General features: G+C 37.9%; 28 protein-coding genes, 1 rRNA gene and 1 riboswitch. Of the genes, 14 read left to right on the forward strand and 15 right to left on the reverse strand.

Annotation, left to right across the window (positions count from 1 at the left end; genetic code table 11):
- From thiS to BV906_RS14125, 3 genes are read right to left on the reverse strand one after another with little or no spacing between them, the layout of a single operon-like run.
- A complete protein-coding gene (gene thiS / locus BV906_RS14115) occupies positions 1 to 204 on the reverse strand; it encodes a sulfur carrier protein ThiS (protein ID WP_087974281.1) in 204 nt (67 codons plus the stop codon).
- A complete protein-coding gene (gene thiO, locus BV906_RS14120) occupies positions 201 to 1,325 on the reverse strand; it encodes a glycine oxidase ThiO (protein ID WP_087974282.1) in 1,125 nt (374 codons plus the stop codon). Before thiO ends, thiS begins: the two co-directional genes overlap by 4 nt.
- A complete protein-coding gene (locus tag BV906_RS14125; RefSeq protein WP_087974283.1) occupies positions 1,309 to 1,962 on the reverse strand; it encodes a thiamine phosphate synthase in 654 nt (217 codons plus the stop codon). The genes thiO and BV906_RS14125 overlap by 17 nt, the downstream gene beginning before the upstream one ends.
- Positions 1,963 to 2,060: 98 nt before the next feature.
- Positions 2,061 to 2,171: riboswitch (TPP riboswitch) on the reverse strand.
- A gap of 405 nt (positions 2,172 to 2,576) precedes the next feature.
- Here BV906_RS14125 and BV906_RS14130 point away from each other — a divergent pair.
- From BV906_RS14130 to BV906_RS14160, 7 genes are all read left to right on the forward strand, one after another.
- On the forward strand, positions 2,577 to 3,059 hold the full coding sequence (locus BV906_RS14130) for a DUF2975 domain-containing protein (RefSeq protein ID WP_087974284.1): 483 nt from the start codon (positions 2,577 to 2,579) through the stop codon (positions 3,057 to 3,059).
- Between the two features lie 10 nt (positions 3,060 to 3,069).
- Complete coding sequence (locus BV906_RS14135) at positions 3,070 to 3,279, forward strand: helix-turn-helix domain-containing protein (protein WP_087974285.1); 210 nt, start codon at positions 3,070 to 3,072, stop codon at positions 3,277 to 3,279.
- A gap of 256 nt (positions 3,280 to 3,535) precedes the next feature.
- Positions 3,536 to 4,441, forward strand: a complete 906-nt coding sequence (locus BV906_RS14140; protein WP_087974286.1) for a nuclease-related domain-containing protein — start codon at positions 3,536 to 3,538, stop codon at positions 4,439 to 4,441.
- Between the two features lie 970 nt (positions 4,442 to 5,411).
- Positions 5,412 to 5,984: a hypothetical protein gene (locus BV906_RS14145; protein ID WP_245844139.1), complete on the forward strand. Its 573-nt coding sequence runs from the start codon at positions 5,412 to 5,414 to the stop codon at positions 5,982 to 5,984.
- Positions 5,981 to 6,520 carry a redoxin domain-containing protein gene (locus BV906_RS14150; RefSeq protein ID WP_087974288.1) on the forward strand — a complete coding sequence of 180 codons (540 nt, stop codon included), beginning with the start codon at positions 5,981 to 5,983 and terminating at the stop codon, positions 6,518 to 6,520. Before BV906_RS14145 ends, BV906_RS14150 begins: the two co-directional genes overlap by 4 nt.
- Positions 6,521 to 6,942: 422 nt before the next feature.
- Entirely contained in the window at positions 6,943 to 7,506 is a 564-nt protein-coding gene (locus tag BV906_RS14155; protein ID WP_087974289.1) for a TetR/AcrR family transcriptional regulator, read from the forward strand.
- A 199-nt stretch (positions 7,507 to 7,705) separates the two neighbouring features.
- Positions 7,706 to 8,221 carry a DUF2798 domain-containing protein gene (locus BV906_RS14160; protein WP_087974290.1) on the forward strand — a complete coding sequence of 172 codons (516 nt, stop codon included), beginning with the start codon at positions 7,706 to 7,708 and terminating at the stop codon, positions 8,219 to 8,221.
- A gap of 42 nt (positions 8,222 to 8,263) precedes the next feature.
- On the opposite strand, the gene BV906_RS14165 is transcribed toward BV906_RS14160, so the two are convergent.
- From BV906_RS14165 to BV906_RS14190, 6 genes are all read right to left on the reverse strand, one after another.
- Positions 8,264 to 8,701 (reverse strand): universal stress protein, encoded by a 438-nt coding sequence (locus BV906_RS14165; RefSeq protein ID WP_087974291.1) that lies wholly within the window; start codon positions 8,699 to 8,701, stop codon positions 8,264 to 8,266.
- 338 nt (positions 8,702 to 9,039) lie between these two features.
- Positions 9,040 to 11,361 carry an RNA polymerase recycling motor HelD gene (gene helD / locus BV906_RS14170; RefSeq protein WP_245844141.1) on the reverse strand — a complete coding sequence of 774 codons (2,322 nt, stop codon included), beginning with the start codon at positions 11,359 to 11,361 and terminating at the stop codon, positions 9,040 to 9,042.
- A gap of 442 nt (positions 11,362 to 11,803) precedes the next feature.
- Positions 11,804 to 12,088: a DUF2798 domain-containing protein gene (locus tag BV906_RS14175; RefSeq protein WP_087974293.1), complete on the reverse strand. Its 285-nt coding sequence runs from the start codon at positions 12,086 to 12,088 to the stop codon at positions 11,804 to 11,806.
- A gap of 286 nt (positions 12,089 to 12,374) precedes the next feature.
- On the reverse strand, positions 12,375 to 13,460 hold the full coding sequence (gene phaC / locus BV906_RS14180; RefSeq protein WP_087974294.1) for a class III poly(R)-hydroxyalkanoic acid synthase subunit PhaC: 1,086 nt from the start codon (positions 13,458 to 13,460) through the stop codon (positions 12,375 to 12,377).
- Positions 13,461 to 13,499: 39 nt separating this feature from the next.
- Entirely contained in the window at positions 13,500 to 14,279 is a 780-nt protein-coding gene (fabG, locus tag BV906_RS14185) for a 3-oxoacyl-[acyl-carrier-protein] reductase (protein WP_087974295.1), read from the reverse strand.
- 67 nt (positions 14,280 to 14,346) lie between these two features.
- Positions 14,347 to 14,808, reverse strand: a complete 462-nt coding sequence (locus BV906_RS14190; RefSeq protein ID WP_176330365.1) for a poly(R)-hydroxyalkanoic acid synthase subunit PhaE — start codon at positions 14,806 to 14,808, stop codon at positions 14,347 to 14,349.
- A 287-nt stretch (positions 14,809 to 15,095) separates the two neighbouring features.
- On the opposite strand from BV906_RS14190, the gene phaQ reads away from it, so the two are divergent.
- The 4 genes from phaQ to BV906_RS14210 all read left to right on the forward strand — a co-directional run bounded on the left by phaQ (position 15,096) and on the right by BV906_RS14210 (position 17,913).
- The gene (gene phaQ, locus BV906_RS14195; RefSeq protein WP_087974297.1) at positions 15,096 to 15,509 is read left to right on the forward strand and encodes a poly-beta-hydroxybutyrate-responsive repressor; all 414 of its coding nucleotides are present in this window, start codon (positions 15,096 to 15,098) and stop codon (positions 15,507 to 15,509) included.
- 130 nt (positions 15,510 to 15,639) lie between these two features.
- Positions 15,640 to 16,155 carry a hypothetical protein gene (locus tag BV906_RS14200; protein ID WP_087974298.1) on the forward strand — a complete coding sequence of 172 codons (516 nt, stop codon included), beginning with the start codon at positions 15,640 to 15,642 and terminating at the stop codon, positions 16,153 to 16,155.
- A gap of 325 nt (positions 16,156 to 16,480) precedes the next feature.
- Complete coding sequence (gene fabG, locus BV906_RS14205; protein ID WP_087974299.1) at positions 16,481 to 17,221, forward strand: 3-oxoacyl-[acyl-carrier-protein] reductase; 741 nt, start codon at positions 16,481 to 16,483, stop codon at positions 17,219 to 17,221.
- A gap of 572 nt (positions 17,222 to 17,793) precedes the next feature.
- Positions 17,794 to 17,913 (forward strand): YjcZ family sporulation protein, encoded by a 120-nt coding sequence (locus BV906_RS14210; protein ID WP_087974300.1) that lies wholly within the window; start codon positions 17,794 to 17,796, stop codon positions 17,911 to 17,913.
- A 73-nt stretch (positions 17,914 to 17,986) separates the two neighbouring features.
- On the opposite strand, the gene BV906_RS14215 is transcribed toward BV906_RS14210, so the two are convergent.
- The gene (locus tag BV906_RS14215) at positions 17,987 to 19,390 is read right to left on the reverse strand and encodes a sodium/glutamate symporter (protein WP_087974301.1); all 1,404 of its coding nucleotides are present in this window, start codon (positions 19,388 to 19,390) and stop codon (positions 17,987 to 17,989) included.
- A 224-nt stretch (positions 19,391 to 19,614) separates the two neighbouring features.
- Here BV906_RS14215 and BV906_RS14220 point away from each other — a divergent pair, with 224 nt between their 5' ends.
- On the forward strand, positions 19,615 to 20,007 hold the full coding sequence (locus BV906_RS14220) for a YhjD family protein (RefSeq protein WP_087974302.1): 393 nt from the start codon (positions 19,615 to 19,617) through the stop codon (positions 20,005 to 20,007).
- Positions 20,008 to 20,132: 125 nt separating this feature from the next.
- On the opposite strand, the gene BV906_RS14225 is transcribed toward BV906_RS14220, so the two are convergent.
- Both BV906_RS14225 and BV906_RS14230 read right to left on the reverse strand, forming a co-directional pair.
- Positions 20,133 to 20,507, reverse strand: coding sequence for an ArsR/SmtB family transcription factor (locus BV906_RS14225; protein ID WP_087974303.1), 375 nt, complete (start codon positions 20,505 to 20,507; stop codon positions 20,133 to 20,135).
- Positions 20,508 to 20,927, reverse strand: coding sequence for an SRPBCC family protein (locus BV906_RS14230; RefSeq protein WP_087974304.1), 420 nt, complete (start codon positions 20,925 to 20,927; stop codon positions 20,508 to 20,510).
- A 205-nt stretch (positions 20,928 to 21,132) separates the two neighbouring features.
- Between BV906_RS14230 and BV906_RS14235 the strand changes: the two genes are divergently transcribed.
- Positions 21,133 to 22,185 carry a C45 family autoproteolytic acyltransferase/hydrolase gene (locus tag BV906_RS14235; RefSeq protein ID WP_087974305.1) on the forward strand — a complete coding sequence of 351 codons (1,053 nt, stop codon included), beginning with the start codon at positions 21,133 to 21,135 and terminating at the stop codon, positions 22,183 to 22,185.
- A gap of 113 nt (positions 22,186 to 22,298) precedes the next feature.
- Here BV906_RS14235 and BV906_RS14240 read toward each other — a convergent pair whose 3' ends face one another.
- The 3 genes from BV906_RS14240 to BV906_RS14250 all read right to left on the reverse strand — a co-directional run bounded on the left by BV906_RS14240 (position 22,299) and on the right by BV906_RS14250 (position 24,301).
- Positions 22,299 to 22,877 carry a MerR family transcriptional regulator gene (locus tag BV906_RS14240; RefSeq protein ID WP_087974306.1) on the reverse strand — a complete coding sequence of 193 codons (579 nt, stop codon included), beginning with the start codon at positions 22,875 to 22,877 and terminating at the stop codon, positions 22,299 to 22,301.
- A gap of 503 nt (positions 22,878 to 23,380) precedes the next feature.
- Positions 23,381 to 23,713: a uroporphyrinogen decarboxylase/cobalamine-independent methonine synthase family protein gene (locus BV906_RS14245; RefSeq protein WP_140322005.1), complete on the reverse strand. Its 333-nt coding sequence runs from the start codon at positions 23,711 to 23,713 to the stop codon at positions 23,381 to 23,383.
- Between the two features lie 69 nt (positions 23,714 to 23,782).
- Positions 23,783 to 24,301 (reverse strand): uroporphyrinogen decarboxylase/cobalamine-independent methonine synthase family protein, encoded by a 519-nt coding sequence (locus BV906_RS14250; RefSeq protein ID WP_087974308.1) that lies wholly within the window; start codon positions 24,299 to 24,301, stop codon positions 23,783 to 23,785.
- Between the two features lie 646 nt (positions 24,302 to 24,947).
- Here BV906_RS14250 and BV906_RS14255 point away from each other — a divergent pair.
- Positions 24,948 to 25,048, forward strand: a 16S ribosomal RNA gene (locus BV906_RS14255); the annotation flags it as partial.

Below are 25,048 nucleotides of genomic sequence, written 5' to 3' on the forward strand. Positions count from 1 at the left end.
TCATCCGCCTCCTACAAATTCTACTAATTCAATTTTGTCACCATCTGCGACGATTTGTTTTGGATGGTTATTTTTTTCCAAAATTATTCCATTATGTTCCACAATGACAATGGGATCATGTTTAAAAAAATGTGTAATGACATCGGCAATCGTAAATACATTGCTTGGGACTTGTAAATGATTTCCATTCACTAGCAATTTCATCGGTTTACCTCCTTGATATATGGTGTTCTGTTAATGGAAAATGGGTGATGGACCGCTTTTCCATCGATCATATCAGCCATTAATAATCCGGTAACAGGAGCTAATAAAATACCATTTCGGTAATGGCCAGTTGCAACGAACAGCCCTTTTACATGTGGATGTTCTCCAAGATAGGGCAGTCCATCACCTGTTTGCGGACGAATGCCTGCCCATGCTTTCTCCCATTTGGCATTTTTTAATGCTGGAATGATGTTTAGCGCTTGAGCCATTAATTGATAAAGTCCATCCAGTTGTACAGATTCATCAAACGTATGAGGCTTTTCTGTAGCGCCAATAATTAATCTGCCGCCAGACTTCGGAACGATATAGCCTCCAGATGAAAAAATACTTGATGTGATCATTCGTTCATGCGTTTGTACGGAAAAGCATTCGCCTTTTACGGGATACGTTTCTAATGATATGCCGGTTTTATTTATGATGTCTTTGCTCCATGCTCCGCCCGCAACAATGACATTACTTGCAAAAAAGCTGTCTGTTCCTGTTCTTACACCGGAGATCCGATTATTATCTTGAATTAATTCCTGTACCTCGGTATATTCCAGGAAGTCTGTTCCTAAAGCGGCTGCAGATTGGGCCAATGCTTTGGATAAAAGTGGGGCCGAAACTTGCCCGTCATTTGGCATATATAATCCACCTTGTACAGCTTCGGAAAGTTCTGGTTCTTTTTCTTTCACTTGCTTCGTAGTCAACCATTCTACCTTTTCTCCTATCTTTTCTTGAAAGGCTGCGATTGCCCGTAAGTGTGCCACCTCTTCTTCAGACTGAGCAACTTTGATAATCCCACTTTGGATAAGCTCGATATTGATATTGGATAAAAATTGAAGCTCTTCCGCTAATGCAGGAAACATTGCTCTACTTTTACGTGCAAAGGAAAGGAGCGGACTATCTTCACCTATTTCATTTTGTGCACCTAACATGCCTGCAGCAGCACGTGATGCTTTTTGTGCGAGTGCCCCTTTTTCTACAACGAGTACACGGTAATTACGCTTGCTCAAATGGAATGCAATCGAACTGCCGATGACACCTCCGCCAACAATAATGACATCATAATGTTTCTTCATTTTTCCCCGCCTTACTTAATGCATGTTTGTAGGATATTGCCTTTGCGACTGGATCACTGGACAATAACACTCCAGATAAAACCGCGATACCGCTTGCACCATGATTGATAATCTGTGGCGTATTTTGAGGGGTGATGCCACCAATTGCAATCACTGGAATGGATACATGCCGAGCGACTTGTTTCAGGCCATCCAAACCTTTTGGCTTTACACCGGGTTTTGAGCGGCTGTCAAAGACATGACCATATAGCAAGTAATCTGCACCATGTAAAGCTTTGGAAACAGCTTCTTCCACGGTATGAACGGAACAACCAATGTACATGGACTCATCAGTCTTTCTTGCTACGGATACATCGATACTTTGATAGGTTAATTGAACACCTCGTACCTGCATGGCCTGGGCTAGATTAACCCGGTGGTTGACAATGATTTTTTCAAGTGAAATGCCTTTGGACTGGAGCAGGTCGATTGTTTGCATCAATTGAATATCGGACCATGCTTTCTCACGGATATGAAAAAAATCTACATACTCGTTTATCTTTTCAGCAATAGATACAAACGTTTCAGGTGACTGTTCACCAGTCGAGATAATATGAAGTTCACCGTATGTATCAGCTTGATTGTTAAAATCATTCATCCCAAATTTCTCCTTTAAGATCATCTGAAAAAATAAAAAACCACTTCCCGCATGAAAAGGAAAGTGGTTTTATCGCATAAATAAACAAATAGATTACGATATCCGTTCTTTCACTTCCCTCCGCCGGCATCAACCGTATCAGGTTCAAAGAGTCCCAAAGTCAATCGCTTTGATCTCAGCCCTTTTAAAAGGCACCTCTAGTGAATCGGTAAATATTTAATAATTTAAATGAATTATAACATTCGTAAAATTATTGTCAAGAGGGGACAAGGGGACAGGCACCACGTCCCGAAATATTTTTATTACTAGTACTGAGTATGGTTTTCTGTTGATTTATTCCTCACTTAGTAACTGAAATGATAGGGAGTGAGACAATGGCAGCGGTTGTTTTTGGTATTGGGTTGAAAGTGGGAGATGGGGAAATCATCTTCTATTTCCTGACAGGATACAGAGGGAAGACCCAGCAATTTATTGATTTTTAGCTATATCCGGGACAATGTGCCTGTCCTCCTGTACCTAACAACAAACAAGTATTGGAATTTGATATAAATATATTGTAAAACAATAAATGGTGTGCTAATATAAAATAGAATTTAATAAGAGAGGTGAATTTTATGAAACGAGGTTCAACATTGTTTTTAAAGTTAGCTGTTTTTGTTATTGGAGCTCCAGTGCTTGCTTTCTGCATATTTATGATTCCTTCGATAGCTAAGAATCTATCAGAGGGCTTAGCAGGATGGGATTATGTGATATTTGGCATTTTAATCATTATGTATATATCAGCGATACCATTTTATACTGCGTTGTATCAGGCATTTAAAATTTTAGGCTTTATCGACAAGAATAAAGCATTCTCGGAATTGTCTGTAGGAGCGTTAAAGAAAATAAAATACTGTGCAATCACAATCAGCTGTTTATACGTAGTCAGCTTGCCACTTTTCTTTATCTTTGCGCAACTAGACGATGCCCCAGGCGTTGTATTAGTTGGAATGATGTTTGTTTTTGCCCCGATGGTGATCGCAGTCTTTGCAGCTGTTCTCCAAAGGCTTTTAAATGAAGCTATTCATATAAAATCAGAAAATGACTTAACGGTCTGAGGTGATAACAATGGCGATAATAATAAATGTTGATGTGATGTTAGCGAAACGAAAAATGAGCGTCACGGAACTTTCAGAAAGAGTTGGAATAACGATGGCTAACCTTTCTATATTGAAGAATGGAAAGGCAAAAGCGGTTCGATTATCAACTTTAGAAGCTATATGTAAGGCATTGGATTGCCAACCAGGGGATCTATTAGAATACCGAAGTGATGAATGAGCGGGACGCAGGGACAGGCACTGTGTCCCGTAGTGTTTTCATGACTTAGACCGAGTTTTAGAGGGACTGGGTCTTTTTAATATATAAATATCAAAAGTTAATTTTAGTGCAATTGGCAGTCTCTAAAATTCACTTTTTATCTTAAAAAAAATTAAAATTGTTCACTTAATTCCATTCGATTTTTAGATTATGGGATTTTGACATTGGCAACGGTTATGTCTAGCCTAGTATTGATTAGGTTGAGAGGATGTGTACCATGCATTATAAATCGCGCAAGAAGTCAAATGAATTATTGATTATGGAATTGTTAAACAGGCGAAGGCATTTAGCAAGCAATGATAGGCATCACTATTTCAGTTTAAAAAAGGGATATGAAGGAGAGCTTCTATTCGATCGTTTAACCAAAAAACTAGATTGTGAATGCTTGATATTAAATGATTTGTTATTAAAAGTAAATAATACTACTTTTCAAATTGATTCCCTCATTATTACACAAGGTAAGGTCTTCATTTATGAAGTGAAAAACTTTGAAGGCGATTATTATTACGAATCTGATAAGCTTTACAAGAAACCCCAATTAGAAGTTATGAATCCACTTTTCCAATTGAATAGAACAGAGTCTTTGTTACGCCAGTTACTATTGAGCCTCGGCTATAAACCTCAAATCGATGCATTCATTATTTTCATTAATCCCAAATTCACCCTATACCAAGCGCCATTGGATAAGACGATTATTCTTCCGACACAGTTAAACCAATATATGGAAACCCTAAATAAAACACCTTCAAAAATAACTGAAAAACATAAAAAAATCGCGGATCAATTGTTAGCTTTGAATAACCCCGATTCTCCTTATAAACAGATTCCTTCCTACGATTATGACCAACTGCGAAAGGGGATTACTTGTTTGAAGTGCTATTCCTATTCTGTAACTATTGAGAAAAGAAAATGTGTCTGTCACGACTGTGGGAATAAAGAGCCGGTTACAGTCGCTGTATTAAGAAGTGTTCAGGAATTTAAGCTACTATTCCCAAATGAAAAGGTTACAACGAATATCGTCGAAGAATGGTGCCAAGTGGTGCCATCGAAAAAAAGCATAAGGAGGATTTTGTCAAGCAATTTTCGAATGGTAGGGGTTCATCGATGGACTTCCTACGAATAACCTAATTTATACGGTCACTGATGCGTTTGCTGAACGCCCATTTGCTGGAAACCTCATGCAGCACGGTCACAGATGCGTTGGTTGAACGCCCATTTGCAGGAAATCTCATGAAGCACGGTCACTGATGCGTAGGTTGAACGTCCATTTACAGGAAACCTCATGAAGCTCGGTCACAGATGCGTTTGCTGAACGCCCATTTGCAGGAAACCTCATGAAGCATGGTCATTGATAAAGTGGTTGAATGTCCAATTGCCGGAAACCCCATGCAGCACGGACACTGATGAGTTGTCTGAACGCCCATTTGCAGGAATTATCATGAAGAACGGTCATTCATAAATTAAATGAACGCCCTTTGAGCTAGATTCATCGTGTAGTAAGGTCACTCATGGGTTAGATAACATCCTTTTATTTTTATTTCACGCGGTACGTGGAGACAGGTACCGCGTACCAAATTATTTTCATAACTTAGACCGAGTGTTAGAGGCACTTGGTCTTTTTTAATATGAAAATTTCTAAAATGATTTTTAGTTCCACTTGCCGTCTCTACATACAATTTTTGTCACTATAAAGTGAAAGTTGCTCAATTTTTTTCCATTCAATTTTTAGATAATAGCATTTTTACTTTGGCTTTCGGTTTCGATTAACTTATACTTACCCTAAGTAACTCAAATAACAAAGCTTTAAGATAATATCATCAGATGGAATGGTATAGAGGGGTACCCCGAGTAACGTTGAAGGTGCACTCACATTGAGGGGGAATGGAAATCCTCACTCTCGATCTGACAGGATACAGAGAGAAGATTCACCAAATCAATTATTTTTAGATGTATTCGGGACAATGTACCTGTCCCGGTCCCCTGTCCCCCCCGTCCCAGAAAAGGAGGATATGCTAGTGGTGGTTGCGAGCAGGTTAATACCAATCGGCATCATTGTTTTGTGCTTTGCTGTGGGAATGATTTCCTTTTACATAATGAGTGATTCACCAAAGGATCAAAAGAAAAAGCGGATGGATGAATTGATTTCACAGCTTGTTAATTTTGTTTTGTTTATCTGGCTTGGAAAAATCATATTGCATTTTTCTATTTTCATAAAAGATCCATTGGCAATATTGGCCTATCCAGGTAACTCGGATTCCTTTTACCTTGCTGTATTATTTATCGTAATCGTACTTGTTTATAAGTCTTTCAGAAAGCAGATGAACGTTCTTACATTTATGGAATCTTTTCTGCATGTATTTTTAGTAGCTTCCTTTTTGTATGAGTTTATTCAAGTTATCTGGAATGACAATTCATACGCTTTTGGATATTTGATTTTACTATCTGTTCTTCTGATTTTGTTTTTTCTCCTGTTCAGATGGCTTACGGCTAGTTTGCTAATCATGGTGATGTTAATCGGGTGGTCTTTCGGAATGTGGATTTTAACAAGTATCCAGCCATTCGTAACGGTATTTGGTTATATCATGGAAGCCTGGTTCGTGGGATTATTTTTCACGTTAAGTTTAGTAATACTAATTTATAAGATAAGAAAAGGTGATGTTCAATGAAAAAAGGGATTTCCATCGTTATTATTTTGGGAATGCTCGGCTGGGCCATTTTTGATTTTATCGGTTCATCTGAAGACGATTCGATTTCGGGAGGGGAAAATGCTTCGGACGCAGCGGATAAAACTGGACTTGCCATAGGGGATATTGCCCCTGATTTTGAACTGGAAACTTCAGAGGGGGAAACAGTACGTTTGTCTGATTACAGGGGGAAGCGTGTTTTAGTTAACTTCTGGGCTACCTGGTGTCCACCATGCAGGGCAGAAATTCCTGATATGCAAAAACTATATGATAATAAGGATGTCGCCATATTAGCAGTTAATATGGCAGAAACACCTGATACGGTAACGGAATTTGTGAAAGAATATGAAATGACTTTCCCAGTGCCGATGGATGCAGAATCGGAAGTCATTGATACCTATCAAGTTCAGGCATATCCAACATCCTATATGATTGACTCAAATGGTCGTATCCAATATATGAGATTAGGTGCCATGAATTACGACCTTATGGTACAGGAACTGGAAAAGATGGAGTAGGAACGTGGGGACAGGCACCTCGTCCCAAAATATTTTCAAGACTTAGACTGAGTGTTAGAGACACTTGGTCTTTTTACCGATGAATTTACAAAAATGATCTCAGTGGAATTGCCCGTTTCAAACAGCCAATATCGATCAATATAAAATGAAAATTGCTCACTTTATTCCATTCTATTTCGGGATTTTGACAATGCATTTGGTTTTGATTAACTTATATAGGGTGGGAGATGAAGAAAAAATTTTTCTTTCTACCTGATTGATACAGAGGACTCACCAAACCAATTATCTTTAGATATATTTGGGACAATGTGCCTGTCCCTGCGTCCCTTAAAGTTTGAAAAATCTATTAACTATAATTTCAGCTAAAAGTCTGTTATACTACAAAACAGACCCGTTGGTATGTTAGGAGAAATTAAACGAATATGGATACAAAATCGCTATTAATTGATAAATCTACAGCTCTTTTTCAGGCAAAGGGTTATAAAAATGTTGGCCTTAACGAGATTTTAAAAGCCTGTAATGTTACAAAAGGAGCGCTTTATCATCATTTTCCAAATGGAAAAGAAGAATTATTGATTACTTGTTTACACGGTTTAAATGAAGCCATTACGACAGATATCGAGGCTATTTTCAGTAGGCACCCATCAACAAAGGATGCCATCCTCTCCATGATCGATAAGTTAATTGGTAACTTTGAAAAAAACGACACCATTATCGGCTATACATTTAGCAGCATTGTTAGTGAAATGGCCACGATGAGTGAACCGGTTCGCATTGCTTGTAGTGCTCTATATGAAAACATGCAGGCAATTTACTATGAGAAACTGATAACAGAAGGCTATTCAAACGAATCAGCTTCCGCTATCGCAATGTTGTTGACAGCTTCGATTGAGGGTGCCATTATGCTTTGTTTAACGCAAAAATCCGCAACCCCATTGAAAACAATCGCCACATTATTACCGAGTATATTAAAAGTAAACAAATAAATAAGACAGATCCATTATTACCTGCGTTTGTTAGATGGAGTGTATCTTTAGTGTGAATCGCATTTACGCAAGCTTTATTAGATATGCCTTGCGTTTATTCACTCCATAGCGTGATTTAATATTGGCATATTCATCGTTGTATTTGCTTCTGTATTTAGCTTTGGTCGGAAAATTAATTTTGAAGGAGAAAAAGAAAACCATGCATCAAGAAAACAGACTACCAAAAAATGGCAAAGAGGGCGCGATATTCGGCGCAATTATTGTAACATTATCCGTATTAATGATGGGATCCATCAACATCATCCTTGCAGCGGGGGAATTTAACAAAGATGTTGCAATGAACATGTTAATCGTATTACCTATTATTTGGGTTATCGTAATGATTATTGAACCAGTAGCAATCGGTCGCTTTGCAGAATTTTTATCATCTAAATTTATTTCACAAACAGACGGTTTTGCTGCTCGTATTATGTTCCGTACCCTTTTCACCGTACTAGGGATGTCATTTACCCTGACAATCATTGGAGATATCATTGGAAATGGTTTTACAACTGATATTTTTGCTAACTTTGTACAAATCTGGCCTCGTAACTTTGTCATTGCGCTATTCTTGGAGAGTGTAGTTATTCAACCATTTGCACGTTTCGTAATGGTTAAAATGCACGCAGCGCAAGATAGAAAAGCCGCAGTTCAAACGAAGGCACAAATTATCTAACAAAAATCGCTCAGACTATATAAAAGTCTGAGCGATTTTTTATTAGGCAGGCGTACGGATGACTAAAACATCGCATTTGGCGGAACGAACGATTGCTTGAGATACCGAACCAATGAGATAGCGCTCTACTGTCGTATGCCCCGTAGCGCCACAAATAATTAAGTCTGCATCCACTGATTTAGCAATCTCAATTGCAATCATCATTCGAGGTGAACCATATTCAATAATGATGTTCACATTTTTAACACGAAAGGCTTTAGCACGTGCTTTATAGCGATCTAATGTTCGTCTAGATTTTTCTTTTACTTCCTCAGCAAGTTCTTTATCAAGAGGTCCCAGGTATCGGTTATCAATAATGTTAACGATGTTTAATTGTGATCCTTGATGTTCGTAAGCAATATCAAGTGATTTACGAAATGCATATTCCGCTTCATTGGAACCATCTACAGCTACTAGAATACTTTTATAATGATCTGTCATTTTGTCGAAATCCCCTTTAATCATGTAGTAAATCAAATTGACTTTTTCATGATTAATGACAATATAACATTAATTACGGTCAATGGTCCAAAGGGACAGGAACCTCGTCCCAGAATATTTCTAATAGTTTAGACGGAGTGACTTGGGCTTTGTTTACAGCTATCTAATTAGCCCCGCGGCTGTCATGAATTTGATCCGCCCTGAATTATAATGAAGGAACGCATTTCGATAAATTATTGTAATCCTCCACAATTTAAAGGGCCAGCCCCGCTGCATGAAAGAGCGAAGCAGTGGGGGACTGGCCTGAATTCCATGTTTTTGGGAAAACACTTTTTTTGCTATTTCACCACATACGTTTCTTTAGCTGCCTCCTTAATAAATCTGCAAGGCTCCCCGGCAGAAATCATCGTAAGTGCATGCATTGCTCGGGTGCACGCTGTATAAAATAGCGTTCTATCGGATTCCTTGTCATAATGTGTTTTGGAAGTGTTCGGAATAATAACTCCGTCAAATTCAATTCCTTTTGCTAAATAAACGGGAAGAATGAGGAGACCTTTTTCAAAAGCATATGTTTCTTCATGGATTTGATTGAACGCAACTTTCCCTTTAAGTAACTCAGCTATTTCATCACTCTCCCTACGTGTTTTACAAATGATGGCCGTCGTTTCATAGCCTTCTTTTGTGAATTCGTCCACAAGTCGAAGCAATGTTTCCGTTAAAGCATCATCATGAATAAGTACTGGCAAGTCCCCGTCACGATTAAAGGGTTCAATCATTTTCCCACCAGGGGCAAAATACTTCGTAAACTCGACAATCTGCTTTGTTGAGCGATAACTTTTTGTTAGTGTAATCCGTTCCCCGTTCCCATCATCCTCAACAGGTACGAGTGGGTTTTCCTTCGTCGCATGTGTATAAATTGCCTGGTTAATATCACCAAGTAAAGTCATTCGTGTATACGGGAAAATATGTTTAATATAAGCAAACTGGAATGCAGAGTAATCCTGGGCTTCATCGATAATCATCTGGCGAACCGAACGATCCGCATTATCTCCAAGAATGCGACCTTGAAAATATAAATAGGGTGTTGCATTTTCCCATGTTAAATAATTTTCCTTCAGCTGCGATACAATATGTTTAGAGATCTCTTGCCAATCCTGCGTGGCATTTTCTAGTTTAAATTCAGTGAACAATGTTAGGTAGGTTGCAGGAATATTAACAAATTCAAGATTCCTAACACGTTTTTTCAATGGTGCAAAAACACGCTTGACCATCTGTGTGCGTAGAATTTTTTCTTCATCCTCTGCAGTCGTCCACTCTTCTTGATCTTCCGCCTGTTGATAGGCCTTCGTATAATATTCTTTATCAAGTAATTCGACCTGTTCCATAACCCAGTCTTTCTTCCATTCTTTCTTCTGTTGGATTCGCATTTTCTCAAGCAGCCATTTTGCAACTAATTCCAATTTGTTCGGAATCGTAATTTCCTCACCAAGTGAATAAAAATAATCATGAATTTGCTCCTTGGAAACAATCGTTTTCCCTCGAAAAGCAATTTGTTTAAATCGGAGACCAGCTTCATTTATTTTTCCGACAAATGAATCAATCATCGCTTTAAACTCGATGCTTGTCAGATAATCCATACTTTTCATCCGTGTGGGATAGTCGTTGTCCTTGTCCTTGTCCCCAGTCAACACATACTCCATTTGTTCAAATGGAGACTCCACGGTAAAGTTGCTAACAAGCCGCTCCTTAATAAAGTCCAGAAAAGTCGTTTGTTTCACATTCGTCTCACCAAGCTCTGGCAATACATTCGAAATATAGCTGCTGAATAGCGGGTTAGGGGAGAATAGCACGACATTTTCCGGATTTAAATCCTCACGGTAGCGGTACATTAAATAAGCAATTCGCTGCAGGGCCGCCGAGGTTTTCCCACTTCCGGCAACACCTTGGACAACAAGGAGACTACTGCGCTCATTACGAATGATTTGATTTTGTTCCTTTTGAATGGTGGCTACAATACTCTTCATCGATCTGCTTGCATTATTTCCAAGTGCCTGCTGCAGCATTTGATCGACAATCGTAACCCCGGTGTCAAACATTCCTTCAATCGAACCTTGTTTGATAATAAATTGTCTTTTCAGTGTTATTTCCCCTGTAATTGTCGTTTCCCTTGTCTTGTATTCCGCCTTTCCAGGGGAGTAATCATAATAAAGACTCGAAATAGGTGCACGCCAATCATAGACTAGAAAATCCTCATCATCCTTATCCATAAGGGAGGAAATGCCGATGTAAATAGCATCTTTCTCTGGGTAGGAATCCTCTATAAAATCGATTCGCCCAAAATATGGGGAACTTTTAAGTCTATCCAGTGTTTTTAGCTGCTCCCCGATTTTCCCGTGAAATCGTTCCTTCTCAGCTAGAAGTGCTGCTTGCTGCTTAATGCTTTCCTGGGTTTCGATTACATCATCGGGTTCATCCACGTTAACTGTGATATCATCCCAAAACGTTTTTCGAAGCTCAATAACATTCTCTTTTAATCCCTTTGACTGACTATATAATTTTTCCTCTTTGTTGTTAATCTCATTGATAACTTGATCGACCCGTTGCTGTTCCTCAACCCGTTCACGCATTCCATCAACTCCAATTATTCTTTTTGTTGACATTCCGTTTTGACTTGTAGTATAATAATATTGGATAGATATACTTTTTAACTGGAATGTCAGTGCTAACTAATATAGTTTAGCACTTTTAGTTGTTTCCATCAACAGATTTATTAAACTTAAATATGTCCTATGTAACCCCTTTCGGTTAATATCCGGAAGGGGTTTTTTGCTCATGTTTCTAAACAGGGGACAATAATATGTATTTGGTAAAGATGGATAACGTAAAAAAAGGCTCTACAAAGGCTAGTCTGTTCAATTAAAGTTAGCAGCGTTGGCATTCAAACTCAAAGAAGAAAAATTCCAATTAAAAAATGTATGATAGGGAGAAGATCCAGTTAAAAAAACGGAAAAATTATTTGGGAATAACGAATAATAGTGAAATTAGCTGGTTTACGTCCAATATAGTACCAGACTAAAAACCAGCCAAACAGCTGCATATTATTTAGGATTCTTTTGTATGTTCTTCAACGAACCTCGTATTTTCTTTTGATCTAGGCTTTTCTATAAAATTAATTTTATTCATTATTTTATGTATTCCCTTTGAAAAAAAATAAGCAGCAAAGAATGCACAAACAAAAGCTTGTAACCAAATTTTTATCCATGTTTGGAAAAATTCATTATCAATCCCGAAATTTATAGAGACAATGATAAGCGAAAGAAAAAAAGAGATACTAAACGACATAAAAAATGCAAAAATTATATTCTTATACTTTATATTAATATTCATTACTTTCCACCCTCAATCAAATTTTCAAACGATGACCTTAAATCCCCTAATCTAATTATATTAATGTATCATCTACTATTAGAATTTTAATAGCAATATCCTAAGTATTGAAGAACAAAAAAAGGGCTTGCCATGAATAGGGAAATGTGGGATGAAGAATTCGCAGTCTAGATCGTGGTAGGAGGTATGTTCTAAAAAAACAAAGAGGATAGCAACGATACTATCCTCTAAGAAAGAGTCTCATATGAATCTTTTTGTTTGCTGAAAAGTCCTGCCTAAGCTTAAGTTAATTGGAACGTTTTGTTAACCATTCTTCAATTAATGGATAGGTCGTTGTAGGAGCTCTTTTACCTACAGTTACTGAAACATGCCCAGCAGAAACGAGTTTGTATGTTTTATCTTTGCTTGAGATTTTATCCATTAACTTTTCTGTTTGTTGAGGAATTGCAATGTGATCACGATCCGCTGCAATGTTTAGGACATTTGCTGTAATATTACTTAATTTAACCTGTTGTCCGCGAATATATAATTCATCATTTATTAATTTATTTTGTTGGTAAAATTCACGGATCCATTGTCTATATGCCTCACCAGGAAATGGGACGCCATCTTCTACCCACTTTTGCAGAAGGCTCCAGTTTTTGACAAACTCATCATCATCTGCTCGATTGGCAAGCGCAACGTAAGGCCCAAAGTAATTGGTGATAGGTTTCAATAATTTATTTCCAAAGTCTATCGTTTCCGCAGGGATGTTCCCCAGAGTATCGACCATGAGATCTAAATTAAAATAACGTTCGTCCAGCCAATTCGAAAATAATCCTGCATTACTAAAATCAAATGGGCTTGTCATAAATACTAGATTACGGATTGGTAAATTTGGATGAAGCGCTGCAGCTATAGATGTCAAAGTCCCACCAATACAATAGCCCAGTATACTGATTTCATCCTGTTCCGATTTTTTTAGAACCTTCTTTATAGCGCGCGGAATATAATCCATCACATAATCATCAAATTTCATATGGCGATCCTCATGACCTGGAGTTCCCCAGTCTAGCAAGTAGACATCATGGCCTCTATCGGTTAGATACTCGATTAGACTGCTTCCAGGTGCCAAGTCTAAAATGTACGGTTTATTAATCAATGCATAAATCATTAAAATAGGTACTTTTTTTGTCTTTTGTTTGTTCGGTTGATAGCGATATAACTTTGCTTTGTTTTTCGTCCAGATTACTTCTTTGGGAGTTTGGCCTACTTCTGGCTCAGGTTCCCTTGTGAGGATATTCATTACTCGTTGATAACGTTTATACTCACTTTTATAATCCTCAGGCATTGTGTCGATGAATGATTCAACCGACTCTTTGGTATTAACCATTTATAATCCTCCTCGTATCTAATCAAGCTATAAAGGGTCTTACATATATAACCCGCCATTAACGTTAATGCATTGGCCTGTAACATAGCCATTATTTATTAAGAAAAGGACTGCATCGGCAATTTCATCTGTTTGACCAAGACGGTTCATCGGAATGGCAGAAATCATATTATCTAACACTTTTTCAGGCATTGCTTCAACCATTTCCGTTGCGATAAATCCAGGACATACAGCATTAACTGTAATTCCTTTTCTTGCTGTTTCTAAAGCGAGCGACTTTGTGAAACCAATGATTCCTGCTTTGGATGCTGCGTAGTTTGTTTGACCGAAACCGCCAGCTTGACCAATAATAGAACTGATATTAATTACTCGGCCAAATCCTTGTTCAAGCATTGCATTAATAACTGTTGAAGTTGTATTAAATACACTGTTTAAGTTTACGTTAATAACTTCATTCCATTCTTTTTCACTAAGCTTCTTAAACGTTCGGTCTCTTGTTATTCCTGCATTATTAACAAGTATGTCTACTTTTCCATAGGCTTCTATTGTATTTTCCACCAAAGAGCGTGCCTCTTCAGAATTAGATACGTCTGCTTGGAAATAGCTAGCTTTTCCTCCGAAATCCTCAATCTCTTGTGTCACGTCACTTGCAGCCTCTACGTTAGAGTTGTAGTTGATAACAACTTCTGCTCCATTTCTTGCTAATTCTTTAGCAATGATGGAACCAATACCACGAGAACCACCAGTTACGATTGCCACTTTTCCCTGTAAGTTTGAAGTTGTACTCTTTTTAACCTCTGTATTTAAAGTAGTTCCCATTATAATTACCTCCTGAGTTTTTAGTTTTCAAATTAGGTATTTATGTAGAGCATCTTGATGGCGTTAATTAGTTATTCTTGTTATTCTCTTGTGTCGTTTTCTCTGGTGCAACTGCTGGAGATTCTTGATCTTTATTCGTTGATAATGCTTGTAGGATTTGATTCATTTTCCTATCTAACCTTGTGATACTTGATTTTAATTTACCTATTTCTTGGAGTGCCTTCTGATTTAACTCTGCCTCATCGATACTCTCATCTAAACTCTCCACTTTTTCTTCTAAATTAATAATAAGTGAGGCAACACTTGAGATTTCCTCTCGAGTAGGTATATTCATTTGCTTCAAATAAGTATCCGCTGTTTTTTGAATTAAGTCTTGATACTGAAGGAATCCATTTTGTACTTGTCCCAATAATTCAGCATATTCCTCTTTTTCAAGTGTTTCATGAATCGCCTCACTAAAATTGGTCTCTGTTTGTTCGTACATCGTTTTCCATAATGATAATGGGTCTAACATGGTTGAATTTGTCACAATTTTACCTCCTGATCGCATTTTCGATATCTCTCAATACTTATAATAAAGCATATGAAATCGTTTTTGGTGATGCATCGTTCGTAAAATAACTACAATTTTCAACAAAATCAGACAAATATAGCAGGAAGTTCAAGGGAAAAGGGAATCTTTTAGTGTTTTTTGGCAGATAAAGAAGTTTTTTAATCGGATAGTATAGGGTTGACATTTATCACACATAGGTGTAAATTACATACATAGATGTAAATTACATATATAAGTTATGATGTAATATGGAAGGTGATAAGATGGCATCTAAATCGAATAGCAATGATCACAAGAACAAAGAACCTGGAGTGAGTACTCCAAAAAACCTTATGATTCCAATGCTTTTATTGTTACTAAAGGATTGGAACGCACATGGATATGAATTACTGCAAAAACTTACCGTATTCGGATATGACTCTGTAGACAAAGGGAACTTCTATCGCATCCTCCGTCAACTTGAAAAGGATGACTTAGTCAATTCAGAGTGGGATACGACATCATCAGGTCCAGCCAAACGAATTTATTCTATTACAAAGGCCGGAGAGAACTACTTAGACATCTGGGCAGGTACACTAGGGCAATATCAGAAGATGCTTGACCAATTCTTCAACATGTACAGTAATTTCTTCTCCCCACCTAGTTTCACATCGAAGAGAGAAGATAGCGAGGACTAATAGAAGCGACATCTTTGACAAGTCACCAGAAATATTTAGTTACATAAACATAAGTTTTAAACGTTTATGTTCTGATACTAAGGTCAGCAGTGGCTTTAGTAATATAAATAATTTTATGGAGGGATTTTAGATGGTAGAAAAAAAGGCTAATACTAAGTCAAAGAGTGAAAATGTAGTGGATAATTTGTGGGGTGCTTGGATGAATCAAGGAGAATTTTTTGAAACGATTGAATATCAATCATTGAAGAACATTGAAAGTCAAAAAGAATGGCTTAAAGGAACAAACGAACAATTTTGTCAGCTTGAAGACAATTCAAAAAAACTGGCAACAGAGTGGAAAACGGGTGCTGAATCTTTCTTGGGCAGTAATAAAAGTATCCTTGCTGGAGGAGACTACCAGGAATGGTTAAATAAATTAGAGGAAGTTGGACATAAGTCTTATTCCATCGCCTTTCTTCCAGGAAAGACATCTCTTGAAATTCTATCAAAATCAACGGATCAATTAGAGGATACAGTTGTAAAAGCGATTGATCAGAACAGAAAGACTCGGGAAGAAGCGACAAAAGCATTTGATGGTGTTATGGAACAATTGAAACAAACACAAAAAGGAATGCTGCAATTTTTTCAATACAACCCAGGCGTATAGTAATGACTAGATGAATAGGTAGGGAATATGGCAGTAGACGATAAATGAGGAAATTTATTTGGTGAGAAAGCAGTATTACCAAAGAATTAACCCCAATTGGAATTTGCTGCTTTTTCCCTTTCTATTCTTTTATTATTGATTTAGCTTATTTGTAACTTTCATGTGAATCATACCTTGTTTATGCAAACCTAGCATCATTTATATCAAGCCATATTTGCAAACGTTGCCATCATTTAATTTGCGAATAAGGCATTTTTTATGAAATGCACGAATAACTTTTCTATTGCATATGCATGGGTAATCATTAATAGTAGGAGGAAATAAGATGAGATTAAAAGACAAAGTTGCAGTTGTGACAGGTGCGGCTAGTGGAATCGGTGAAGCAACTGCAAAGAAATTTGTCTCTGAAGGTGCCAAGCTTGTTTTAGTGGACTTGAAACAGGTGGATGTTGACAGGATCGTAGCAGATATTAAAGGTCTTGGTGGGGAATGCATTGGGGTTGTAGCAGATGTAACAGATCGTGAAAAGGTTGACCAATTATTTAAAACAGCGGTCGCGCGTTTCGGGCGGGTTGATATTGTCATTAATAATGCAGGAATAACACAGGATGCAAAGTTAGTAAAGATGACAGAGCAGCAATGGGATAGTGTGATTGATGTAAATTTAAAAGGAGTATTCAATGTTGCGCAGGTTGCAGCCAAAGTAATGATGGAACAGAATAGTGGTGTCATTCTAAATGCATCTTCTATTGTTGGCATTAATGGGAATTTTGGCCAAACAAACTATGCTGCAACAAAGTGGGGTGTAAATGGGATGACTAAGACATGGGCAAAGGAATTAGGAAAGTATAACATTCGTGTAAATGCAATTGCCCCAGGATTTATTTCCACCCCAATGGTAGAAAAAATGCCTGCAAAAGTGAAAGATATGATGAAAAGTAAATCTGTTCTCAATCGCATGGGCAGACCTGAGGAAATAGCTGCCGGTTATACCTTTCTCGCCTCCGATGAAGCCCAATATATTACGGGTACCGTTTTGAGTATTGATGGTGGAACCGTTATTTAATCGTTATTGATTGTTTCTTTCCATTTTGCTAGTGCCTAGAATACAATTTTTCATCAACCAATCTACCCTCTCAGGGGCTGGGAGTGGACCAAGGGGACAGGTGCACCGGCCCAAACTCCACTGGATAAGCATAGTAAAGTTTTAATACAAACTTCATAAATTTATTCTAGGTCAAGGAAAGAAAGTTAAAAGCCTTTTAATAGAAGATAAACAAATGGATTGGGGCCTTGTCCCCACGGTCCATTTGTTCGATTACAGCGCTTTTTTATTAGGAAAAATACAAACTTCGCATCAATAAGGAAGTGTAGGACGATAGGGACTAATAAATATCCTGTTGCATAAATTTCCTTTAAATATATTTTTAACTAGTTAACACGATGTTAAAACTGCAAAAATATTTTATGTGCAAACAGCTTCTGTATACTGCAAACAAAACTTGGAATCGCTTTTTCATTTTAACGATGGAAATTAAAAATGTATACTTTAGTTAATTATCCAAGCATAACGGTTCTTATCAACATACCTTGTAAGTGTGAGGTTATCTTCACTAAAAAAATGAAGGAGTTGTTAAGATGAGTGGTTCAGTAGGTGGAGCAGGATATGGTAAAGGTGGAGGATTTGCGTTAATTGTAGTGCTATTTATTCTCCTCATCATTATCGGTGCTAGTTATGGTGGATACGGAGCTTACTAGAAATAGGAAGGAACCTAAAAATTACTTTAGGTTCCTTTTTTTGATTTCGTTTGTTGAACGTAAAGCGCGTCCTTTAACTTTTTTTCTTACCAAAATAAAGTAAACCAACGAGTAGACCAATGACACACATGATTACTGCGAAAATAAAGAATGGAATTGGGCCGAATTGAAAGATTAGTGGAACAGATAATGCGGTTACTAATCCTCCACCAAGGAATGGCTCAAAAACGAGTTGTTTATAGCCAAAACCTTCAAAAGCGGGAGATTCCGCCTTCGGATCGGCTACACGCATCAAGAGTAAACCAGTAGCGGTAATCCCCATCGACTGCCCAAAATCACCGATACCTCTTTCAAGCCAATAGGAAGGTATCATTTTTGGAGCGAGGACAAAGAATCCTATCACATTCCATGCAATACCAGTAATTGCAATTAGGAGAAATGGAATGAAGTTGTCTCCAATAACATCAAGTGATACAGTTCCTATCGCAGCCAATATTAGAATATCTAATGAAAACCCTTGAATACGACTAATCATTTGTCGATCGACAAGGTATGCGTTATCTACTTTGTTTAAAAATAGTTGTACGACTATTCCTCCAATCATTGCAAAAGGGAATAATGGAACATAGGTCATTAAATCTGAACCGAAGAGGCTTGCCTCCAACCATACGAACGATTGCAGTAAAATATAACCTGTTATAATCGCCAAGGCAACTACGGCAAAGTGCAAGGAAAGTGGTTCGATTGATTCCGGACGAACCGTCATTTTCGCTGCCGGCTCTCTATTTTCAAATTCCACAATTCCTGCCTTTTTTAAAGAGGAAAATTCATCCACATCTTTAATGATTACTGTTTTATTTTTGCGTATTCCCCAGTTAATGATGATAATTCCAATAATAACCCCTGATAGAATACCAACCGTTGCTAATCCGACAGCTAAGTCATATGCCTCTGGATATCCCATTTCTTCAAATGTCCCCTGTAGTCCTGCGGCTGTACCATGACCGCCCTCAAAAGATACTTCAATCAGCGCCCCGACGATCGGTGGCATGCCAAAGAATGGTGTTAACACTAACATTGCCAATAGGATACCGACCACATATTGGCCCCAGCCAAGTGTCCAGCCAAAAGCAAGCTGTGGTCCACCGACCCGCCATATTTTTGAAAGATTTGGAAGGATGGTTCCTAAGAACAAGGTTGCAAACACAACATTGATCATCAATCCAGGCAGTTCACTCCATACTTCTGTTGCTTGAGGAAGCATAAGCCCGGTTGACCAAAATGACTCTTCGCCTATGTAAGGTTCTAATATCCTGCCAAGTACTTGTGGACCAACAAGCAAAGCAATAAATCCACCGATGACGGAGGAGGGTAAAAATAAATTCTGCAGCCATTTCACACGAACCCTAATCCACTTTCCAAGTAAAAGAAATAAACCAAGGTATAAAAGGGCAAATCCAATCTCATTTGGTGTCATCGTACTACTCCTATTCTAAAAGTATTATTTAATTTTTTCTTCCCTAACTATTCCCAAGTCAAACTAAAGCAGTAGATAAATCGTATGAAATATGTTGGGGTGGACATACACTTGCAATGCTCCCTGATGTAGACAATTTTCTTTTTTATGGACGAAAAAAACACTTGAATTATAAGCTACAAGTGATATAATTAGAACAAACGTTCCGAGTGAGGGTGCTTATAATGGATAAGGATATAGTATTAAGATACATTACAATTCCAATGGCGATAAAAGTCTTCCGCCAAGACAAAGAATCATTCCGTCATTTTAAGCTTGGTAACTTATATCTGGATAAACTTGATACCGTTCTTCAGCAACTAAACAAAACCTTTCACCAACTAAAAAAAGAAATGTATACCATTCATCATCTGGATATTAGATATCTTGGGAAAACTGACAAAGAAGTAAAATACAGCGTGAATAATGAGGTTATAACATTCACCCCTGAAGAACTGCGGCTAACGACGAGTGAAATAATGAGTGAATACCTTTACGGTAAATCTGCAACACCCTTTGAAAGAACCGAGCGCGTGTGGGACACAGTCACCGCGTCCCGGGATATTTCCAAGGCTTAGGTGGACATGGGGACAGGCACCGCGTCCCAGATTATTTCCAAGGATCAGACTACTTGTTTTTTGATTATTACCACCTGAAAAAACGACCCATGCGATTGTTTTTTGAGACAAAAAAAGACCGCATGCTAATTCTCTCGGTCTTCTCCAATTTCTGATTTCATCAGTTTCAGCTCATTTTCCCCGGGGTTTTCCACGGTATGTTTCAATATAGAAAGCTTGTTTTCCCAGAACTTCTCATAAAATGCGAGCCATTGCTTTAGTTCTGCTAGTGGCTCAGGATGCAGCTGATATATTTTTTCTCTTCCTACCTTGCGTCCACTGACTAGATCAGCTTCTGAAAGAATACGCAAATGTTTGGCAATGGCGGTGCGACTAATCGGGAAATGAGAGGTGATTTCTGAGATAGACAATTCCTTTTCTGTAAGTAATCTCAGGACTTCTCTTCGGGTTGAGTCAGCAATTGCTTGGAAGACATCATGCTTTTGTTGGAATGCGGACACTTAGCTCTCCACAGCCTTGCGAAGATCTTCGATGATTCCAACCCATCCACCAGACATTCTTTCACGTATAACCGAAGCCTTTTCGTTCGCTTTCCCGACAAGCTCATCGGCTTGTTTCCAGCCACCATGAATAAGTGTGAATTCCGTCTTTTCTCCCAACTCTTTTAAAATAAAAGAAACAAACCAACCTTCCGTATCCCATGTAAAAGTAAGTCCATTTGGCGGGTCGACTTCGGTTACTTTACAAGGTGAAGGACCAAAAGGGGATTGCAAATGAAATTCATGTCCTACTACTGCTTGGAAATCATTTGGCATGAACCACGCTTCAATGCCTTCTGAAGTAGATACTTGATCCCATACTTTTTGAATCGGGGCTTCAATGACAACTGTTTGTTTAATATCTTGTAATGTATTTTCCATTCATTCTCCTACTTTCCTTTTAAATATAACACCATTTGGTTTCGTATTTTATATTATATGGAACCTTTTGGTTTCATGTCAATGTTAATCTGAATTTCAAATGAGCCTTTTGGAAAACAATCCAAGTCCGTTTCCAGTATACTTGGTTTACGGAGTTATTTTTGTAATAATTAACATGTAGATGAATTTAAAAGGGGCGACCGTGATGCGGCAGGTGTACAGTAACATTATTCCATTTCGAGGGAATCACTATGATTACGGATTTATGCAAGGGGAGAGTTTAAAGGATTCTTTCATTATAAAAAATAGGCATCGCCATTGGAAGTTAAGAAGACCACGGTTTATGATCGATGAAAGCGAAGCTAGAAGTGCATTTATGCGATTTGCCCCTGGAATTTGGGAAGAGCTTGAAGGCTTGCGGGATGCGCTCGAGCAACCGATGGATATCATCTTACGGGATTTTGGCAATTACCGGGTCCAGCCCGTCTATAGTGGCTGTTCGATTTTAACGGGAAAGGATTATATGATTCGTAATTATGATTACCATCCGAAAACATATGAAGGGCGGTATAACTTCTTCCAGCCGACGGACGGTGGCTATGCATCTATAGGTCCGTCGCAGCGGATTACCGGTCGGATGGATGGCATGAATGAAAAGGGACTTGTGATGGGCTATAATTTTATCAATCGCAAGGATCCGGGTGATGGGTTCATTTGCCATATGATTGGAAGAATTATTTTAGAAACATGCGCCAATGTAGAGGAAGCAATTGCGCTTGTGAAAGAAATTCCACATCGAACTTCATTTAGTTATATCGTTCTCGATGAAAAGGAAGAGACGTATGTGTTGGAAGCAACCCCCCGGTCTGTGAATGTACATCAGGCCAATGTATGTACAAATCATTTCGAAGTACTGCAGCATGAAAATCGCCGGTACATTGATGAGTCACAAGGTCGATTGGATGCGATTCAGAAGCAGGAGGGTCAGGCGACAGATGCATACAAGGCATTTCGGCTGTTAAATGATACGGATAAAGGAGTCTTTGTAGATAATTATAAAAGCTGGTCAGGAACGTTACATACATCCGCGTATTTTCCAAAGGAGAAAAATGCTTGGATTGCGCTCGGGGGCGACCAAGAGCCAGTTCAATTTGATTTCAAGTCCTGGTTGAACGGAGAAGACTTGGCGGAGCGTAAAATTTGGGGTGAAGTAAATACCGAAGCAGGCTTTGCACACATGGACGAGAATGCACGTTAGGAAGCGTAGGGACGGTTCTCATGCTTCCTTTTAGCATTTTAATAAAATAAGAAAACCACCCTGCGTTGTAACTAGCAAAAGGGTGGTTCTCATAAAAATAGATAATTTGACAACTACCGTAGATGGATTTGGGTCAATGTGCCTGTCCTTCTATCCCTGAATAAATTGGTGAATGACTTTTTTCGCGTTTCATATACGGATGTAGTTGTCTGCTGTTGTTTTAATGCTTCCATTTCTCGCTTTAAGTTATTTATTTCTTTTGTTTGTTCACGCTGTACTTGCTTTAATGCACGTATTTCTTTTTCCTGGCTCGCAACATTTGAGACGGTCTTTCCAATCGTTTGCATCATCGTCAAAATATTTTCCTTGTGACTTCCTTCATCTATCGAATTCTGAATTTCCTCTAGTGGACTGTCTGTTGTGGTAAATATATTTCGATTTGCTAACATTTCTGTAATCTGACCGTTTTGATAATCCTCGGCTTTACATTTTTTAATAAACTTTAATACGTCAATTGCTTCTGGGTGATAATAGGTGATGTTCATATCTTCTGTTTTCGGGATATACACATTAAAATCTTCCATCCACTCTACCATCGTGTCATTTGAAACATCAACAATATAGCATAGCCCATTAATCGTTAATAATTCCAATGCTTTCACCGACTTTCTATATTCTTTCACCGCAATCATTTTTATTTAGATTCCAAGTGATATCGCTAGTATATACCCGAACAACGGTAACAATATGTGATTAAAGTGGAAAAAATAAGTAAGGGAGGAAACGGGGAGAGGAAGTGCCTACTACTTTCAGGAAAGCATTTTAGGACACAAGAAAATTATCCTTCAGCAAATGGACAAAGGAATTAGAAATGCAATATTAACTAAACGCTAGAATAATGGATGGTGTGTCGTTAAAAAGCTATAGAATAACTGGTATATCTAAGCGTACTTTTCAGTGGGTTGATTGACGGAGGAGAAATTTTTCTTTCAACCTGACAGGATACAGAGGGAAGACCGATCAAACTAATTGTTGTAGATGAATTTGGACCAATGTTCCTGTCCCTCTGTCCTGTTTGGGCTTAATTATTGGTAGGAGCCTTACTCCACACGCGATTTGCTACTTTAATCAAATGGTTTATCTTATTCCATTGCTCCTCTTCTGATAGCAAATTTCCTTCTTCTGTACTGGCAAATCAACATTGAGGACTTAATGCTAGGTTCTCTAAAGGAATATATTGAGTTGCTTCTTTAATTCTATTCGTAATGGCGCTTTGATCTTCTAATTCTGGAAACTTAGATGTAAATAGTCCAAGAACAATTTCTATGTCACGTCGTTTGATATCTTTTAATGGCTTGAATCCGCCACTTCGTTCATCATCATATTCTAAGAAGAATGCATCGTAGTTTAGTTTATCCAAGACAGGTGCAACGTAGTCATAACCACCATCATTATGTAGATGCTTTGAACGGAAGTTACCGCGACACATATGGACAGTGACAATTAAATCCTCGGGTTTATCTTGCAAAGCATCGTTTGTCGTTTCTATAATTAGTTCTAAAATTTCATCCTTACTTAACCCTGTAGATTCTGTTATTCAATTGATAAAGGTGGAATCATTAAATGCAGTCGTATCATCAAACTGTATATAACGGCAGCCAGCTTCATATAGAGCATTCACAACTTCCTTATATGCAACACCTAAATCGTGAAACATATCCACTGCATTCGGATAAATTTCTTTTTCCTTTTCGCTAATGGAGCGGTACGTAATCACACTAGGTGCTGGTATCGCAAATTTTGCAACTTGTGTTCCATCGCCATACCGATCTACTGCTTGCTTTAAAAACTTAAAGTGTTCTACCATATAATGATTATGATTTTTAATCTTGTTTCTTATTTCAATCGTGAATGGCTTTGGTTTATTACCACCACCAAATGTTGCGGTTCTTTCGTTTTCGACCGATTCAATCCCTTCAAATCCAGAAAAGAAATCATGGTGCCATACAATCCGCCTGAATTCCCCATCTGTGATTGCTTTCAAACCTGCATCAATTTGTTTTTGTACTAGTAGTTCAATTTCTTGCTCTGATGCTAGATGAAAGTGAAACAGCATTTTCTCCACAGCATACTGTATGATTTAACAGTAGATGATGATAGCCGGTTTATCATTACGATATATACTCACAAAATATGAGGGTATCCAAATACAATCATTCTAAGGGGAAAAAGTAGAGTAGAAGAACAAATAATTGAACAAGACCCTTTGTCTATGTAACCAATGTATAATCTATATGAACTTAAGTGCGTTATTTTGTCCTCGTAAATTCCTGTTCCTTCATTAAATAGATATAAAACAATATAGGGAATGGATATAAATGGATATAAAATAGTATTGCATCTAGTTATCTATTCATGTTATATTAAATATCCGCCACAAGAGCTAGAGGAAATCAAAATAGATGATTGACTTTTAGTTTGATAGTGTGGTAAGATATTTCTTGTCGCCATTTGACGACAACGGTTAAGAAAAAGCAACAAAAAAGTTGTTGACTTAATCAATAATGTTTGATACAATATAATTCTTGCCGCTAAAAACGCGTCAACAATTTGCTCTTTGAAAACTGAACAAAACAACCAGTATGTCAAGGAAAGAAAACATGTTTTTCTTTTCAAACAACTCACATAAGTTTTACTTATTGAGTATGCAACAAGCTAAGAACACAAATGGGATCTACTGATGTTGATTCTATTCAAACACTTTTATGGAGAGTTTGATCTTGGCTCAGGACGAACGCTGGCGGCGTGCCTAATACATGCAAGTCGAGCGCGGGAAGCAACCAGATCCCTTCGGGGTGAAGGT

The sequence above is a fragment of the Oceanobacillus rekensis genome, assembly GCF_002153375.1.
GTDB lineage: Bacteria > Bacillota > Bacilli > Bacillales > Amphibacillaceae > Oceanobacillus > Oceanobacillus rekensis.